Below are 15,126 nucleotides of genomic sequence, written 5' to 3'. Positions count from 1 at the left end.
GGCATCGGGCAGTCGCCCGTTACGCGGTCTAGGCCGGTCCTACCGCCAGGTTAGCGACCCATTGCCCGGTCAGCACCCTCTCAGACGTGCACGAAGAGGAACTACCGAGTCGCGGCGGCGCGTTCCAGGTCGTCGACGGTGCCGGACATGATCGTCGGGAGGTGCTCGGTGATCTGGTCGAGGGGCCAGTCCCACCAGGCGATGGCGAGCAGGCGGTCGACGTCCTCGTCGCTGTAGCGGCGGCGGATGAGATTGGCCGGATTGCCGCCGACGATGCCGTAGTCGGGGACATCGCTGACAACCACCGAGCCTGACGCCACGACGGCTCCGTGACCGATCCGTACGCCGGGCATCACGAGACTCTGGTAGCCCAGCCAGACGTCGTTCCCGATCACGGTGTCGCCGCGGCCGGGCAGGCCGGTGATCAGGTCGAAGTGGTCCGCCCAGGAGCCGCCCATGATCGGGAACGGGAACGTCGACGGGCCGTCCATCCGGTGGTTGGCGCCGTTCATGACGAACCGGACGCCCTCACCGAGGGCGCAGAACTTCCCGATGACCAGCTTCTCCGGGCCGTAGTGGTACAGCACGTTGCGGGTCTCGAACGCGGTCGGGTCGTCCGCGTCGTCGTAGTACGAGAACTCCCCGACCTCGATCAGCGGTGCGGTGACGAGCGGCTTGAGCAGCACGACCCGCGACTGGCCCGGCATCGGGTGCAGCGCTGCCGGGTCGGGGAGCACCGACGGGTTCACGGCAGGTCGGGGAACCAGATCTTGATCTCGCGGGCGGCGGACTCCTCGGAGTCGGAGCCGTGCACGAGGTTCTCGCGGTTGGACAGCGACAGGTCGCCGCGGATCGTGCCGGGGGCGGCCTTGCGGCCGTCGGTGGCGCCGTTCAGCGCGCGGATGACCTCGATCGCCTCGTCGCCCTCAAGGACCATCGCGACCAGCGGGCCGCTGGTGACGAAGTCCCGCAGCGGCGGGTAGAAGGCCTTCTCGACGTGCTCGGCGTAGTGCTGGTCGGCTTGCTCGGCGTCGATCGTGCGCAGGTCCATGGCGACGATCCGGAGGCCCTTGGCCTCGAACCGGCCCAGTACCTCACCCACCAGGCCGCGCCGGACCGTGTCGGGCTTCAGCAGGACCAGCGTGCGCTGCGACATCTGTCAACTCTCTCTCGAAGTATTCGGGGCGGCTGAGCCTAGCGCCTCGTGCGCTTTCTTGGCTTCCTCGATGCGACGGCCGAGGACGATCGCGGCGATCCAGAAACCCGCGAACGCCGCGCCGAGTACGAACATCGCGGGGACGACGAAACCGAGGCCGACCGCGCCGACCTGGACGATCCAACCGAGCACGTACCCGACCCGGAACCGCAGCAGGCCGCACGCGACCAGGGCCAGGAAGAACAGCCCGAGGCAGACCGCGACCGCCACCGCCGGGCGGACGCCGGCGACCGAGATCATCACCGGCGTGACCAGAGCGAGCACGACGGACTCGAACGCCAGCACGATCGACGCGAGCGACCTCACTGCTGTTCGTCCTTCGGTTTCCGGACCAGCAGCGCCCGCGCCTCACCCGCGGTGATGACCGAGCCGGTGATCAGTACGCCGCCCGTGCCCAGCGCGAGCGAGTTCTCCTCGGCGAGCCGGATCGCGTCGTCGATGGCGTCGATCAGGTGCGGCCGGACCAGTACCCGATCCTCGCCGAACACCTCGGCGGCCAGCTCACCGAGCTCCTCGGCCGGCATCGAGCGTTCGACGAAGCTGTTCCGGGTGCAGACGACCGTCTCCATGATCGGCTCGTAGGCCTCGAGCAGGCCGTACACGTCCTTGTCCTTCATACAGCCGAGGACGCCGATCAGCGGCTGGAACTGGAACGCCTCGGAGACAGTGGCCGCGGTCGCCTCGGCGCCGTGCGGGTTGTGCGCGGCGTCGACGACGATCGTCGGGCTGTTCCGGACGACCTCCATCCGGCCCGGGCTGGTGACCTGCTCCAAGCCGGCCTGCAGCAGCTCGGTGGTGACCCGACCCTCGGTCTCCGGGCTGGCGCCGAGCAGCGCCTCGACGGCCGCGACCGCGGTCGCCGCATTGTGTGCCTGGTACTCGCCGTACAGCGGGAGGAACAGGTCGTCGTACTCGCCGCCGAGACCCTTGAGGGAGATCATCTGGCCGCCGACCGCGAGCGTGCGGCTGACGACGCCGAACTCGATCCCCTCACGGGCGACCTGCGAGCCGACCTCGGCGGCCCGCCGCAGCAGTACCTCGAAGACGTCCAGGCTCTGCTGCGCCATCACCGCCGTACCGCCCGGCTTGATGATGCCGGACTTCTCGCCGGCGATGGTGACCGGATCGCCGCCCAGCAGGTGCGCGTGGTCGACCGCGACCGGGGTAATCACCGAGACCGTGCCGTCGGCGACGTTGGTCGCGTCCCAGGTCCCGCCGAGGCCGACCTCGATCACCGCGACGTCGACCGGGGCGTCGGCGAAGACTGCGAACGCCATCGCGGTGATCGCCTCGAAGAACGTCAGCGGGTGCTCCTGCTCGGCGTCCACGACCGCGAGGTACGGCTCGAGCTCCTCGTAGGCCTCGACGAAGCGCTGCTCGCTGATCGGCTCGCCGTCCAGCGTGATCCGCTCTCGGACCGACTCCAGGTGCGGGCTGGTGAACCGGCCGGTCCGCAGCCCGGCCTCGCGCAAGAGGGTGTCGATCATCCGCGCGGTGGAGGTCTTGCCGTTGGTGCCGGTCAGGTGCACCACCGGGTAGGCCTTCTGCGGGTCGCCGAGCAGCTCGACGACGCGCTGAACGCGCTCCAGGGTGGGCTCGATCTTGTGCTCCGGCCAGCGCTGCTGAAGCCGTGCCGATACCTCGGCGTAGGAGAGGTCGCTCATCAGAAGGCCCAGTCTAGAAGGGGGTGTGGATAACCGGTCGGAAGCACCCCTTGACAACCACTAACATTGTGGGCATGAGCCAGACGTCCAGCGTTCCAGACAAGCCCACACTCGACGGACTCGAGGAGAAGTGGGCTGCCGTATGGAAGGAGCAGCAGACCTACGCCTTCGACCGCACCGCCGAGCGCGCCGATGTGTTCTCCATCGACACGCCCCCGCCGACGGTCTCGGGGTCGCTGCACGTCGGCCACATCTTCAGCTACACCCACACCGACCTGGTCGCCCGCTTCCAGCGGATGCGCGGCAAGCAGGTGTTCTACCCGATCGGCTGGGACGACAACGGCCTGCCCACCGAGCGCCGCGTCCAGAACTACTACGGCGTCAAGTGCGACCCGTCGCTGCCCTACGACGCGGAGTTCACTCCCCCGGCCAAGCCGGACCCGAAGAAGCAGATCCCGATCTCCCGGCAGAACTTCGTCGACCTGTGCGGTGAGCTGACCCACATCGACGAGCAGGCGTTCGAGGCGATGTGGCGCCAGGTCGGCCTGAGCGTCGACTGGTCGTACCTCTACACCACGATCTCCGAGGACTCCCGGCGTACGTCGCAGCGCGCCTTCCTGCGGAACTTCGCCCGCGGCGAGGCCTACCTGGCCGAGGCGCCGACGGTCTGGGACGTCACGTTCCAGACCGCGGTCGCGCAGGCCGAGATGGAGGCCCGGGCGTATCCGGGCGCCTACCACCGGGTCGCGTTCCACGGCGCGGACGGCCCGATCTACATCGAGACCACCCGCCCGGAGCTGATCCCGGCGTGCGTCGCGCTGATCGCGCACCCGGACGACGACCGCTACAAGCACCTGTTCGGTACGACGGTGACGTCGCCGCTGTTCGGTGTCGAGGTCCCGGTCCTCGCGCACCCGGCCGCCGAGATGGACAAGGGCGCCGGTATCGCGATGTGCTGCACGTTCGGCGACCAGACCGACATCCAGTGGTGGCGCGAGCTGCAACTCCCGGTCCGCACGGTGATCGGCCGCGACGGCAGGCTGCTCCGCGACACCCCGGCCTGGCTCGAGGGCTCCGCGGAGCTGTACGGCGAACTCGCCGGCAAGACGGTCTTCAGCGCGCGCGAGCTGATGGTCGGCAAGCTCCGCGAGAGCGGCGACCTGGACGGCGAGCCGAAGAAGACCGAGCGGATGGCGAACTTCTACGAGAACGGCGACAAGCCGCTCGAGATCGTCTCCACCCGCCAGTGGTACATCACCAACGGCGGCCGCGACGCCGTCCTGAAGCAGGAGTTCATCGAGCGCGGCAACGAGCTCGCCTGGGTCCCGGAGCACATGCGGCACCGCTACCTGAACTGGGTCGAGGGGCTGAACGGCGACTGGCTGATCTCCCGCCAGCGGTACTTCGGTGTTCCGTTCCCGGTCTGGTATCCGCTGAACCAGGACGGCGAGCCGGACTACGCGCACCCGCTGATGCCGTCCGAGGCCGAGCTGCCGATCGACCCCACCTCGCAGGCCCCGCGCGGGTACGACGAGTCGCAGCGTGGCAAGCCGGGTGGCTTCGAGGCCGACCCCGACGTGATGGACACCTGGGCGACGTCCTCGCTGACCCCGCACATCGTCTGCGGCTGGGAGCGGGACGACGACCTGTTCCGCCGGACGTTCCCGATGGACCTGAACACGCACGCTCACGAGATCATCCGCACTTGGCTGTTCTCCCGTGTCGTCCGGGCACACTTCGAGAACGGCACGCTCCCGTGGGCGCGGTCGCTGATCTCCGGCTTCGTCGTCGACCCGGACCGCAAGAAGATGTCGAAGTCCAAGGGCAACGCGGTCGTCCCGTCGGAGATCCTGGACAAGTTCGGTTCCGACGCCGTGCGCTGGCGCGCGGCGATGGCGCGCCCGGGGATGGACTCGCCGTTCGACGAGTCGCAGATGAAGGTCGGCCGCCGGCTCGCGATCAAGGTCCTGAACGCGTCGAAGTTCGTCCTCGGCTTCGGGGCCACCACGGTCGACCCGGCCGCGGTCACCGAGCCGGTCGACCTGGCGATGCTGCAGAAGCTGCGCTCGGTCGTCATCGACGCCACGGCGGCCTTCGAACGGTTCGACTACACCGGTGCCCTCGAGGTCAGCGAGCGGTTCTTCTGGACGTTCTGCGACGACTACGTCGAGCTCGTCAAGGAGCGCGCGTACGGCGGTCAGGGTGACGCCGCGGCGGCCTCGGCGAAGGCCGCGCTGGCGGTCGCGTTGTCGGTCCAGCTCCGGCTGCTCGCGCCGTACCTGCCGTTCGCGACCGAAGAGGTCTGGTCGTGGTGGCAGGAGGGTTCGATCCACCGCTCGAGCTGGCCGGTGGCCGACGTCGACCTGACGATCGCGGACCAGGAGCCGGAGGTGCTGGACGCGGTCTCCGAGGTGCTCGCCGGCATCCGTGGCGCGAAGTCCGAGGCGCAGGTCTCGATGAAGACCGAGGTCTCCAAGGTCGAGGTCAGCGGGCCCGCCGCCCGGCTGGCGCTGGCCGAGCGCGCCGAGCCGGACCTGCGGGCGGCCGGCCGGATCACCGGCGAGATCGTCTGGAACGCCGACGACTCCGACGCGGTGAAGGTCGTCGCGACCCTCTGACAGCAGGCGTTCCGGGTGCCCGCTTCCCCACCGGGGAGGCGGGCACCTGTGCGTGTCAGCGACCGGCTACCCTGCGAAGCCGGTTGTCCTGATGAAGCCGTTGTCCTGATGTGGAAGCATCGGGAGTGAACCCCGCGACCGTACGTCCCGAGGAGCTATCCGATGAGCGACCCCACCACCCCGGCGGATCCGAAGGATCAGGGCGCCCCGGCGACCGACGCCGGTGCGGACACCGCCGAGCTGGCGGCCGTCCCGGCCGGGCCGGCGCAGGCGGCCACGGATCCGAGCGGCACGACGGACACGAAAGCGGACACGAAGGCAGCCACGACGGCGGACGCGAAGGCCGACGCCAAGACTGACGCGAAGGCCGAACAGCCCAAGAAGAAGGGGTTGCGGCGGCTCAGCGGTGCCTGGCTGACGTTGGGTGGCGCGGTCGTCATCCTGGTCGTACTGGCGCTGCTCGGGTACGTCTGGGGTCTCGGCCCGCTCAACCGGCTGAACACGAACCGTGGCATCAACCCGCCGGCCAAGCTCGCCGGCCTGGACCGGATCACCGACAAGGAGATCCGCGACCAGCTGCAACTGGACCAGACACGCGAGGCGCTGAGCCGGATCAACGACGGTAAGCAGGCGACGGTCGAGGCGTACGGCACCGTCGACGGCAACCGGATGTACGTGATCATCGCGCTGCGCGGCAAGGTCGACATCGACAAGACCGTCAAGGACTCGGGTGCGACCCCGGACAAGATCAAGAAGGTCGGCAGCTCTACCTGTGTGGAGTCGACCGGCAACCTGCCGACCCAGTGCTATCGCGGCAGCAACACGCTGACCGTGATCGCCCAGTCCGCCAACGAGGGCGTCAACGTCGACCAGGTCGCGCCGGTCGCGGAGGAAGCCTTCAAGGCAATGGGCTGACCTCGAACGCAAAGACAACCAAGTTTGGTATGTTCATTTTTGGGCCTATCAAATACGGGTTGATCGAGGGCGGAACCAATGGACCACTTCTACGGCCGAGCCCGCGAACTCGAGACACTCGATCGACTGCTGCACCGGGTCGAGCAGCGAGGGCGGACAGGCCGCCCGGGCAAAGCCGTGCTGATGCGCGGCCGGCGTCGGGTCGGCAAGTCGCGACTCGTCGAGGAGTTCATCGAGCGTTCCGGCGTACCGAGCTTCTTCTTCACGGCGTCGGCGCAGTCGAACACGGCCACCGACCTGCGCCTGTTCATGGAGGCAGGATCCGCGTCGACCCTTCCCCGAGCCGGCCTCTTCGCTGGACAGATGCCGCACGACTGGGACGCCGCCCTGCAGTTGCTGGCCGCGGCGCTGCCGACCGACAAGCCCAGCATCGTAGTGCTGGACGAAATGCCGTACCTGATCACCAACGACCCCGGTTTCGAGGGAACACTGCAGAAGCTCTACGACCGGGAGCTGTCACGTAAGCCTGTACTGCTGCTCTGCGTGGGGTCGGATCTCGCGATGATGGAGCGGCTCAACCAGTACGATCGGCCGTTCCATCAGCGCGGAACCGAGATGGTTCTGCCGCCCTTGAGCCCGGCCGACGTCGCCGCCATGCTCAAGCTGAAGCCGGCCGAGGCATTCGATGCTTTCCTCGTCTCCGGCGGTCTCCCGATGGTGCTGGACGAGTGGCCGGCCGGCGGCACTGTCTTCGACTACCTCGGGGAGGCCGTCGCCGATCCGACCTCGGCGCTGATCGTCAGTGGAGAACGGTCCCTCGCCGCGGAGTTTCCTGCCGACGCGCAAGCTCGGCTGGTCCTCGCGGCGATCGGTTCGGGCGAGCGTACGCATACACTCATCGGCCGTGCGGCCGGCGGGCTTCCGGCAACCAGCCTCAATCGCGCTCTCCAACTGCTGGGTCTCAAGCGGGTCGTCGAGGCTGTGACACCACTGTCAACGCGCCCGTCCAAGGAGACCCGTTACTACATCGCCGACCCGCACCTCCGCTTCTGGCTGGCGTTCCTGGGTCCGTATCTCGCGGAGATCGAGCGTGGCCGTGGAGACCTCACGCTGACGCGCATCCGAACGTCCTGGCCATCTTGGCGTGGCCGCGCCATCGAGCCCGTCGTCCGCGAGTCGCTGTTGCGCCTGCGCGCCGACGGGCTGCCAGACGGCACCGGCACGGTCGGCGGTTATTGGACGAGGACAAACGATCCGGAGATCGACATCGTCGCGGCCGATCGTGGGCCGGTCGCGCAGCGGATCACAGCGGTGGGCTCAATCAAGTGGCTCGAGCGGAAACGGTTCGATGCGCGCGATCTCGCCCGATTGCTCGTGCACCGGTCGCAACTGCCTGGAGCGGACGAATCCGTCCCGCTCGTCGCCGTCTCCCGCGCCGGCGTTGCGGTCGACGGCGTCCAGGCAGTGACACCCGAGCAGCTTCTGACCGCGTGGCAGTAGCGTCAGGCCAGCAGTCCGGCGATCAGGATCATCACCGGGATCGACAGCAGCGTGCTCAGCAGTACGGCGCTGCGCGCGAGGGTGCGGCTCGCGCGATAGTGCACGGCGTACACGTAGACGTTCTGGGCGGTCGGTAGCGCGGCGAGCAGCGTCGGTGCGAGCAGGGCGGTTCCGTGCAGGTCGAGCGCCCAGCGGGCGATCGCGTACGCCGCCATTGGCTGCACCAACGTCTTCAGCCCGACCGCGAGGATCACGTCCCGCCGCAAGGTGATCGAGTCCTTCGTCCCCGCGCTCAGGCTCAACCCGTACGCAATCAGCGCGACCGGCACCGCGGCCGCGGCGACCAGGTCGATCGGCCGCATCACGATCTCCGGCAACCGCACGCCCAGCAGCGACACCAACAACCCGAGCAACGACGCCACGGTGAGCGGATTACGCAGCGGCCGCGTCACGACGGTCCGCAACGACACCCGCCGCCCGGACCCCTGCCGATCCCCGTCCAGTACGGCGAACGCCACCGGCGCCATCACGAGCACCTGGAACAAAACGATCGGCGCGACCAGCGCTCCGTCGCCCAACACATACGCCGCCACCGGTACGCCGAGGTTCCCCGCGTTCACGTACGACGATGCGAGCACGCCGATCGTCGCCTCGGACCGGGTCCGTCGCCAGATCACCGCCGCGATCACCAGGAAGATCACCTGGACCACGAACAGACTCACCAGGTTGGTGACCAGCACCACCGAGAAGATCGAGCGGAGATCGGCACGCGCCACCGTGGTGAACAGCAGCGCCGGAGTCGCCACGAAGAACGCCAGCCGGGACAGGACAAGCTCGTCCTGCTTGCGCAGTACCCCGAAGAGGCCGACGACGTACCCGAGCACGGCCACTGCGACCAGCGCTCCGAAAGCACCGACGACGGCGGACACTCAGGTCCTCAACGGGTTGGACACGCTGCGATCGTAGGGGTAAACGCTGTCCGCGACCGCCGGATGCTCACTCGCTGGACGGTGACGTGCGGCACCTCGACAGCATGCCCGCGACCGTACTGCGGAACATTTCCCGATCGGCCGCCGGAATGGCGTCAGTCAGCTGCCCAAGCGCCGCACCCATGTCGGTGTGGAACGCGGTCGCGGCCTGCCGCCCGTCGTCGGTCAACGTCACCTGGACCGCTCGCCGATCTCCCGGTACGGCGGATCGCGCCGCCAACCCACGCTTCTCGATCCGGTCCATCAGCCCGGTGAGCGCGGCCTTCTCGACCCCGAACATCTGCGCGAGCTCCGCCATCCCGCGCGGCCCGCCGATCAGCACGCACAGCAACCGGGCCTGCACCGGCGTGAGCTCGTGGCGCTCCGAGACGGTCACGTAGATGCCCTGGACCATGCTGGTCAGCTGCATCAGCCCCGTGCCGGCGTCCAGCTGCTCGGCCCACGTCTCACTCACGGAACTACGGTACAGGCCATGTATGGTTAATCACGCGTACAGTACGCGGCATTAACCATCGAGGAGGACCGATGTCTTTCAGCGACGAGGAGCGCCAGTACCTGCGCTCCCAACCCCTCGCCCGGCTCGCCACCGTCGGCACCGACGGGCAGCCGGACGCCGTCCCGGTCGGCTTCGAGTACGACGGCACGCATCTGTTCATCGGCGGCATCGACCCGGTGAAGACCCGGAAGTTCCGCAACGTGCGGGCCGGCAACTCCAAGGTCGCGGTGATCCTCGACGACCTGCCGTCGACCGACCCGTGGGTCCCGCGGTACCTGCGGATCTACGGCACCGCCGAGCTCGTCGAGCGCACGGGGCGGTTCGGCGCCGGCAGCTACCTGCGGATCACGCCGACGATCTCCTGGAGCTTCAACCTCGAGGGCAAACCCTTCACGCACGACGACACGGTCCGCACTACCCGCACCGTGCACGAGACCGAGGCGGTGGCTTCGCGATGAGCTTCGACACCAAAGCCGGCACCCACGGGGCCCGGCAACCCAAGGGACGCCTGCTGCGCTTCGCGAACGGCTTCGTGGCGCGCCGGATCCGGCGCGGTAGCGCGAAGAAGATGATGGGCTTCGACGCCCTGGTCCTGCGGACGATCGGCCGCAAGTCCGGCGCCGAGCGGTTCACGCCGGTCGGCTGGTTCCCGGGCACCGACGGCAGCCGGTTGATCGTCGCCTCCGCGGCCGGCGCGCCCGGCAACCCGGCCTGGTACTACAACCTCGCCGCGAACCCGGACAAGGTCCGCATCGACATCGGCGGCGAGACGCTCGACGTCCGCGCGGAGCAACTGCACGGTCCCGAGCGGGACGAGGCGTGGCAGCAGATCGTGGCCGCGTCGCCGCGCTTCGCGGAGTACCAGGAGAAGACCGACCGGGAGCTCCCGGTGATCCGGCTGGCACCGCGGCCCTGAGCGACGCTGAACCGTCACCTGGAAGATGCTGCCGAGTCAGACGCTGGATCGGGAACATTCCACCGGGAACTCCGACGATGGTCGGTATGACTACTTCCGCTCGAGTGTTCAAGACCGTCCTGGGGGCGGCCGCCGTGTTCGGCGTCCTCGCCGCCGGGATCCCGACCGCCGGCGCGGCCCCGGTGGAGGCGCAGGGTCCGACGGTCGTTCCGGCCGGGCAGGGCCTGCCGCTCGGGGACGCCGACCTGGCGGAGACGCGCAGCGACCGGGCGCTGGCGCGCGGCGTCACGCTGACCCGGATCGTCCGCGGCACCGACCCCGCACCGGCCGACCAGATCAACACCACGACGCGCGGTCCGTGGGTCGTGAACGTACTGACGATCGACCCGCGGCGCGCCGACGGCCACCTGCGGACCACCTACGGTCCGGACCTCGCCAAAGTCGAGAAGACCTCGGACCTGGTGAAGTCGTCGGGCGCGCTGGCCGGCGTGAACGCCTCGTTCTTCACCTTCACCGCGAACCCGACGTACCCGGGTGACCCGGTCGGGCTCGGGATCTCCGACGGCAAGCTGCTCAGCGAGCCGCTCACCGATCCGACCGAGGCCAACCTGGTGATCGATGCCAACAGCAACAAGATGGTGACCGGTCACCTGCGCTGGACCGGCAGCGTCCACAACCGCTTCACCGGCGCGGAGCTCCCGCTGGAGTTCATCAACCACCCGCCGGTGGTGCCGACCGCTTGCGCGACGCTGCCCGACCAAACCGCGTGCACGGTCCCGGGTGACGTCGTCCGCTTCACGCCGGAGTTCGCCGCCGCGACCCCGGCCGGTGCCGGCGTCGAGGTCGTGCTCGACCGCCGCGGCTGCGTCGCCCGTACGTCGACCACTCGCGGAACGACCCTCACCGCGAGCCAGACCTCGCTGCAGGCCACCGGTCAGGACACCACCGCACTGTTGAAGGTCGCCGCCAAGGGCTGCCTGCGCACGGACCTCGCGGTGTCGGACGAGAACGGCCGCACGGTCCCGCTGCGCCACGGTCTGTACGGCGTGACGGGTCGCTACCAGCTCACCAAGAACGGCGAGATCGTCGTACCGGGCGGCACCGGCAGCTTCTTCGACCGCAACCCGCGCACGATCGCCGGGACGACGCGGGACGGGAAGATCGTGCTGGCCACGCTCGACGGCCGGCAGACCACCAGCGTCGGCACCACGATGGCCGAGACCGCCGCGGTCGCGAAGGCGCTCGGCCTGTCCGACGCGATCAACCTGGACGGCGGCGGGTCGACCGCGATGGCGCTGCAGGACGGCACCGTCGTCAACCGCCCGAGCAACACCGCCGGCGCCGAACGCGCGGTCGGCGACGCGGTCGTCTTCATCCCCAACCACTGAACAATGCGTGCTGTGGTGACGGGTCGAAAGAACCCCGCCACCACAGCACCCTCAGTGCGTCAGTAGCCGTAGCCGCCTCCGCCCGAGGACTTGGATGGGGACGTTGTTGGTGCGGCCGCCGCTGTGGTTGTGGCGGCGTGCCAGGTGAAACTCGTGCCGGAGAAGCTGTCGGAGACATTGTTGCCCTTGGCCTGTCCCGCACCGGTGTCGAACTTGAAGGTGTACAGCGGCTTGCCCTGGTAGGTGAGCTGGTCCGCGCCGGTGTCGGAACGCTTCATCGTGCCCAGACCGCTGACCGCCTTGGTGTCGGCGGTGGTACCGGTGGCGGGCACCCAGACGCTCGTGCAGCTGCTGGTGCACTTGATCATCCCGCCGGCCTCCTGGTCGGCGAAGTACAAGGTCTTCCCGGAGGCGTCGACCAGGGTCTGACCGACACCGCTGACGTTGTGGACCGCGATCGCGGCAGCGGCCGGGGCGGCGCCGGCGGCGCCTGGCGTGGTGCTGCCGCCGCCACAGGCCGCCAGCGTGCCGAGCCCGCCTACGGTTGCTCCGAGCAACAAGATTGTGGTTTTCATCGGAATCTCCTCTCCCCCGCTGATACGCGGGATCCGGACCGGCGGTTCAGGGAAGTTTCGGATTGAACCGTCTGGGCCCGTCGTACGTACTCGAAGGTGTGGATGACGACACGGTGATCCGCGCGCTGTACGACAGGTACCGGCGGCCGCTGTTCGGCTACGTACTGCGCTCGGTGGGCGGCGACCGCCAGTACGCCGAGGACATCGTGCAGGAGACGATGGCGCGGGCCTGGACACACGCGGCCGACCTGGACCCGGACCGGGCCGGGCGCTGGCTGTTCACGGTCGCCCGCAACCTGGTCATCTCGGGGCGCCGCCGCCAGGGCGCCCGGGTGACGGAGGTACCGATCGACGACCGCGAGTTCCCGGCGCTCGGTGACGACATCGACCGGGTTCTGCAGGTCTGGCAGGTGATCGAGGTACTGCGTGGGCTCAGCAAGGACCACCGTCAGGTGATCATCGAGCTGTTCTACCGGCGCCGCACCGTCAACGAGGCGGCTGTCGTGCTCGGCGTACCGCCGGGGACGGTGAAGTCGCGCAGCTACTACGCGCTGCACGCGTTACGCGCGGCGCTGGAGGAACGAGGAGTGACCGGTTCATGACGTGCCCCGAGACGCTGTCGATCGGTGCGTACGTGCTCGGCGCGCTCGAGGCATCCGAGCGCCGTACGACCGAAGAACACCTTGCGGGCTGTGCAGCGTGTCGCGAGACCCTCCTGCAGTTCGCACCTCTGCCCGGACTGCTGCACGGCGTACCCCTGGAGGAGGTCGAGGCGGAAGCACCTGAGCCCGCGCCGCTGCACCTCACTCGGCGACGGCACCCCACCAAACAGCGGCGGTGGAAGTTCGCGGCGGCCGGCACCGCACTGGCCAGTGGCGCGCTCACCTGGGGCCTACTGGCGGCTCCGGCGTCGGCGACCTGGACAGCGACGAACGGCGTCGGCGGACTCGACAGCACAGCCAAGCTGGTGAGCCGCGGCTGGGGCACGGACATCCAACTGAAGCTCAACGACCTAAAGCCGGACGAGCACTGCATGCTCGTCGTTCACAGCCGCAACGGCACCACCGAGACGGCCGGCTGGTGGGCAGCGAACGGCAAGTACCAGGCCGAAGTCCCTGCGAGTACGTCGTTCCCGCTGCAGGACATCACCCGCCTCGATGTCGTGACCCCCGAGGACACCGTACTGAGCACGATGTCCCCCACCTCACACTGACGACACTGACAACCCATCGAGGATCAGCCTGAGCATCCTGGGCGAACGATCCGGACTGGCGCGCCAGAGGGCTCCGGTGAGCTGCAGGAAGTCACGCGGGTCCGCATCCGCCCTGATGCTGCCGTCCTTCTTCCCGGCGTCGAGAAGCTCCGTGATCGCGGCGATCACCGGCCCGTACGTCTGCTCGGTGATCGCCTGCTGCGCACTCGGACCGAGCGCATCACCCAGTCCGTGCTTGCGGCGCATCGCCTCGACGAGATCGGTCGTCCAACTCCGCAGCGCCTCGAGCGGCGGCAGCTCGGTCAGCAACTCCGGAACGGTGCCGACGAACCGCTCGACCTCGTCCTGGTAGATCGCGAGAACCAGCGCCTCGCGCGTCGGGAAGTTGCGGTACAGCGTGCCCGCGCCAACGCGCGCCCGCTGCGCGATCTGGTTCATCGACGTGGACCCGTCGGCGGCGAACGCCTCACGGGCGGCCGCGAGGATGCGCTCCCGGTTCTCCCGGGCATCTGAACGAACCACAACACCTCACTTGCTAAGTGGAGACCTCTCCACTACCGTATCTGGAGACCTCTCCAGATAATCTACCCCAGGAATGGCACTCGCATGGACAAGGTGTTGGTGACCGGAGGATCCGGGTTCATCGGAAGCTGGTGCGTGCTCACGCTGCTGCAGGCCGGGTACGCCGGTTCGCGACCTACGCAAGGAGCCCGCGCTCCGCGCCCAACTGCACAGCGCCGCACACTTCAAGGACGCGCGACTGACCGTCGTCCGCGCCGATCTGCAGAGCGACGACGGGTGGGCGGACGCGGTCGCCGGGTGTGCGTACGTGCTGCACGTCGCCTCGCCGACGCTGCGGAACGCGCCCGAGAGCGAGGAGGCGATGATCGCCGCCGCGCGGGACGGCGTGCTGCGGGTTCTCCGAGCCGCCCGTGACGCGAAGGTACGCCGGGTCGTGCTGACCAGTGCGTTCGGTGCAATCGGGTACGGGCATCCGCGACGGTCGGCGCCGTACACGGAGCAGGACTGGACGAAGGTGGACGCGGACATCGCGCCGTACCAGAAGTCGAAGACGCTGGCCGAACGGGCCGCCTGGCAGTTCATTCGAGACGAAGGCGACGGGCTCGAGCTCGCCGCCGTACATCCTGTCGCTGTGCTCGGTCCGGTGCTCGGACCGGATGATCCGCCGTCGTTGCGGACGATTCGCAGCATGCTCGAGGGCTCCGTTCCGGCCTGCCCGCCGTTCGGCACCAGCTGGGTCGACGTCCGCGACGTCGCCGACCTGCACCTCCGCGCGATGACCGACCCGGCCGCGGCCGGTGAACGGTGGCTCGCGTCCGCCGGCCCCAGCCTGCGGATGGTCGAGGTGGCCCACATCCTGCGGGAGCGGCTCGGCGACCGGGCCGCCAAGGCGCCGACCCGCGAGCTGCCCGTGTTCCTCGCGCGCGTCCTCGGCACCTTCAACCCGCAGCTGCGTGCGCTACGACCGCAGCTCGGGCAGGACTTCGACGCGACCAGCGCGAAGGCCGAGCGGCTCCTCGGCTGGAAGGCCCGCCCGGTCCAGGACACCATCGCGGAGACCGCCGAGAGCCTGCTCGCGCACGGCGCGCTGTCCGGCTAGCAGGACAGCGCGCCG

At 69.0% G+C, this 15,126-nt stretch carries 16 protein-coding genes and 1 pseudogene; 9 read left to right on the top strand and 8 right to left on the bottom strand.

What is annotated here, in order from left to right; all coding sequences use genetic code 11:
• Positions 1 to 101 precede the first annotated feature (101 nt).
• From ACWGID_RS30820 to ACWGID_RS30805, 4 genes are read right to left on the bottom strand one after another with little or no spacing between them, the layout of a single operon-like run.
• The gene (locus tag ACWGID_RS30820) at positions 102 to 707 is read right to left on the bottom strand and encodes a CatB-related O-acetyltransferase (RefSeq protein WP_452202547.1); all 606 of its coding nucleotides are present in this window, start codon (positions 705 to 707) and stop codon (positions 102 to 104) included.
• Positions 708 to 745: 38 nt separating this feature from the next.
• Positions 746 to 1,156, bottom strand: coding sequence for a nucleoside-diphosphate kinase (gene ndk, locus ACWGID_RS30815; RefSeq protein WP_452202488.1), 411 nt, complete (start codon positions 1,154 to 1,156; stop codon positions 746 to 748).
• Positions 1,157 to 1,159: 3 nt separating this feature from the next.
• Positions 1,160 to 1,522 carry a DUF4233 domain-containing protein gene (locus tag ACWGID_RS30810; protein WP_452202486.1) on the bottom strand — a complete coding sequence of 121 codons (363 nt, stop codon included), beginning with the start codon at positions 1,520 to 1,522 and terminating at the stop codon, positions 1,160 to 1,162.
• On the bottom strand, positions 1,519 to 2,880 hold the full coding sequence (locus ACWGID_RS30805; protein WP_452202484.1) for a bifunctional folylpolyglutamate synthase/dihydrofolate synthase: 1,362 nt from the start codon (positions 2,878 to 2,880) through the stop codon (positions 1,519 to 1,521). The genes ACWGID_RS30810 and ACWGID_RS30805 overlap by 4 nt, the downstream gene beginning before the upstream one ends.
• A gap of 74 nt (positions 2,881 to 2,954) precedes the next feature.
• Between ACWGID_RS30805 and valS the strand changes: the two genes are divergently transcribed.
• The 3 genes from valS (at position 2,955) to ACWGID_RS30790 (ending at position 7,913) form a co-directional block, all read left to right on the top strand.
• Positions 2,955 to 5,498 (top strand): valine--tRNA ligase, encoded by a 2,544-nt coding sequence (gene valS, locus ACWGID_RS30800; RefSeq protein WP_452202482.1) that lies wholly within the window; start codon positions 2,955 to 2,957, stop codon positions 5,496 to 5,498.
• Positions 5,499 to 5,660: 162 nt separating this feature from the next.
• Entirely contained in the window at positions 5,661 to 6,413 is a 753-nt protein-coding gene (locus tag ACWGID_RS30795; protein ID WP_452202480.1) for a hypothetical protein, read from the top strand.
• 183 nt (positions 6,414 to 6,596) lie between these two features.
• Complete coding sequence (locus ACWGID_RS30790; RefSeq protein ID WP_452202545.1) at positions 6,597 to 7,913, top strand: ATP-binding protein; 1,317 nt, start codon at positions 6,597 to 6,599, stop codon at positions 7,911 to 7,913.
• Between the two features lie 2 nt (positions 7,914 to 7,915).
• Here the strand turns inward: ACWGID_RS30790 and ACWGID_RS30785 are convergent, their stop codons facing one another.
• Entirely contained in the window at positions 7,916 to 8,842 is a 927-nt protein-coding gene (locus ACWGID_RS30785) for an AEC family transporter (protein WP_452202478.1), read from the bottom strand.
• 67 nt (positions 8,843 to 8,909) lie between these two features.
• Positions 8,910 to 9,356 carry a MarR family winged helix-turn-helix transcriptional regulator gene (locus ACWGID_RS30780; protein WP_452202476.1) on the bottom strand — a complete coding sequence of 149 codons (447 nt, stop codon included), beginning with the start codon at positions 9,354 to 9,356 and terminating at the stop codon, positions 8,910 to 8,912.
• 71 nt (positions 9,357 to 9,427) lie between these two features.
• On the opposite strand from ACWGID_RS30780, the gene ACWGID_RS30775 reads away from it, so the two are divergent.
• The 3 genes from ACWGID_RS30775 (at position 9,428) to ACWGID_RS30765 (ending at position 11,702) form a co-directional block, all read left to right on the top strand.
• Positions 9,428 to 9,856, top strand: a complete 429-nt coding sequence (locus tag ACWGID_RS30775; protein ID WP_452202474.1) for a PPOX class F420-dependent oxidoreductase — start codon at positions 9,428 to 9,430, stop codon at positions 9,854 to 9,856.
• Positions 9,853 to 10,314, top strand: a complete 462-nt coding sequence (locus tag ACWGID_RS30770; protein ID WP_452202472.1) for a nitroreductase/quinone reductase family protein — start codon at positions 9,853 to 9,855, stop codon at positions 10,312 to 10,314. Before ACWGID_RS30775 ends, ACWGID_RS30770 begins: the two co-directional genes overlap by 4 nt.
• A gap of 86 nt (positions 10,315 to 10,400) precedes the next feature.
• Positions 10,401 to 11,702 (top strand): phosphodiester glycosidase family protein, encoded by a 1,302-nt coding sequence (locus ACWGID_RS30765; protein WP_452202470.1) that lies wholly within the window; start codon positions 10,401 to 10,403, stop codon positions 11,700 to 11,702.
• A 59-nt stretch (positions 11,703 to 11,761) separates the two neighbouring features.
• Here the strand turns inward: ACWGID_RS30765 and ACWGID_RS30760 are convergent, their stop codons facing one another.
• Complete coding sequence (locus ACWGID_RS30760) at positions 11,762 to 12,277, bottom strand: hypothetical protein (protein WP_452202468.1); 516 nt, start codon at positions 12,275 to 12,277, stop codon at positions 11,762 to 11,764.
• A 62-nt stretch (positions 12,278 to 12,339) separates the two neighbouring features.
• Here ACWGID_RS30760 and ACWGID_RS30755 point away from each other — a divergent pair, with 62 nt between their 5' ends.
• Positions 12,340 to 12,879 (top strand): sigma-70 family RNA polymerase sigma factor, encoded by a 540-nt coding sequence (locus ACWGID_RS30755; protein ID WP_452202466.1) that lies wholly within the window; start codon positions 12,340 to 12,342, stop codon positions 12,877 to 12,879.
• On the top strand, positions 12,876 to 13,490 hold the full coding sequence (locus ACWGID_RS30750) for an anti-sigma factor family protein (RefSeq protein ID WP_452202465.1): 615 nt from the start codon (positions 12,876 to 12,878) through the stop codon (positions 13,488 to 13,490). Before ACWGID_RS30755 ends, ACWGID_RS30750 begins: the two co-directional genes overlap by 4 nt.
• Here ACWGID_RS30750 and ACWGID_RS30745 read toward each other — a convergent pair.
• Positions 13,482 to 14,012 carry a TetR/AcrR family transcriptional regulator gene (locus ACWGID_RS30745; protein WP_452202463.1) on the bottom strand — a complete coding sequence of 177 codons (531 nt, stop codon included), beginning with the start codon at positions 14,010 to 14,012 and terminating at the stop codon, positions 13,482 to 13,484. The two genes, ACWGID_RS30750 and ACWGID_RS30745, sit on opposite strands and share 9 nt — an antisense overlap.
• A 181-nt stretch (positions 14,013 to 14,193) precedes the next feature.
• Here ACWGID_RS30745 and ACWGID_RS30740 point away from each other — a divergent pair.
• Positions 14,194 to 15,111 (top strand): annotated as a pseudogene (locus ACWGID_RS30740) (NAD-dependent epimerase/dehydratase family protein); the annotation flags it as partial.
• Between the last annotated feature and the right edge of the window lie 15 nt (positions 15,112 to 15,126).

The sequence above is a fragment of the Kribbella sp. NPDC054772 genome (assembly GCF_053611945.1).
The sequence above is the reverse complement of the archived record's forward strand: the minus strand, read 5'-3'. Positions and strand labels throughout refer to the sequence as shown.

What these genes read in the sequence shown, in the direction of transcription:
- ACWGID_RS30820 (WP_452202547.1), bottom strand. Translation starts at nt 707, where the DNA reads ATGCCGGGCCAGTCGCGGGTCGTGCTGCTCAAGCCGCTCGTCACCGCA.
- ndk (WP_452202488.1), bottom strand. Translation starts at nt 1,156, where the DNA reads ATGTCGCAGCGCACGCTGGTCCTGCTGAAGCCCGACACGGTCCGGCGC.
- ACWGID_RS30805 (WP_452202484.1), bottom strand. Translation starts at nt 2,880, where the DNA reads ATGAGCGACCTCTCCTACGCCGAGGTATCGGCACGGCTTCAGCAGCGC.
- valS (WP_452202482.1), top strand. Translation starts at nt 2,955, where the DNA reads ATGAGCCAGACGTCCAGCGTTCCAGACAAGCCCACACTCGACGGACTC.
- ACWGID_RS30795 (WP_452202480.1), top strand. Translation starts at nt 5,661, where the DNA reads ATGAGCGACCCCACCACCCCGGCGGATCCGAAGGATCAGGGCGCCCCG.
- ACWGID_RS30790 (WP_452202545.1), top strand. Translation starts at nt 6,597, where the DNA reads ATGCGCGGCCGGCGTCGGGTCGGCAAGTCGCGACTCGTCGAGGAGTTC.
- ACWGID_RS30775 (WP_452202474.1), top strand. Translation starts at nt 9,428, where the DNA reads ATGTCTTTCAGCGACGAGGAGCGCCAGTACCTGCGCTCCCAACCCCTC.
- ACWGID_RS30770 (WP_452202472.1), top strand. Translation starts at nt 9,853, where the DNA reads ATGAGCTTCGACACCAAAGCCGGCACCCACGGGGCCCGGCAACCCAAG.
- ACWGID_RS30765 (WP_452202470.1), top strand. Translation starts at nt 10,401, where the DNA reads ATGACTACTTCCGCTCGAGTGTTCAAGACCGTCCTGGGGGCGGCCGCC.
- ACWGID_RS30760 (WP_452202468.1), bottom strand. Translation starts at nt 12,277, where the DNA reads ATGAAAACCACAATCTTGTTGCTCGGAGCAACCGTAGGCGGGCTCGGC.
- ACWGID_RS30750 (WP_452202465.1), top strand. Translation starts at nt 12,876, where the DNA reads ATGACGTGCCCCGAGACGCTGTCGATCGGTGCGTACGTGCTCGGCGCG.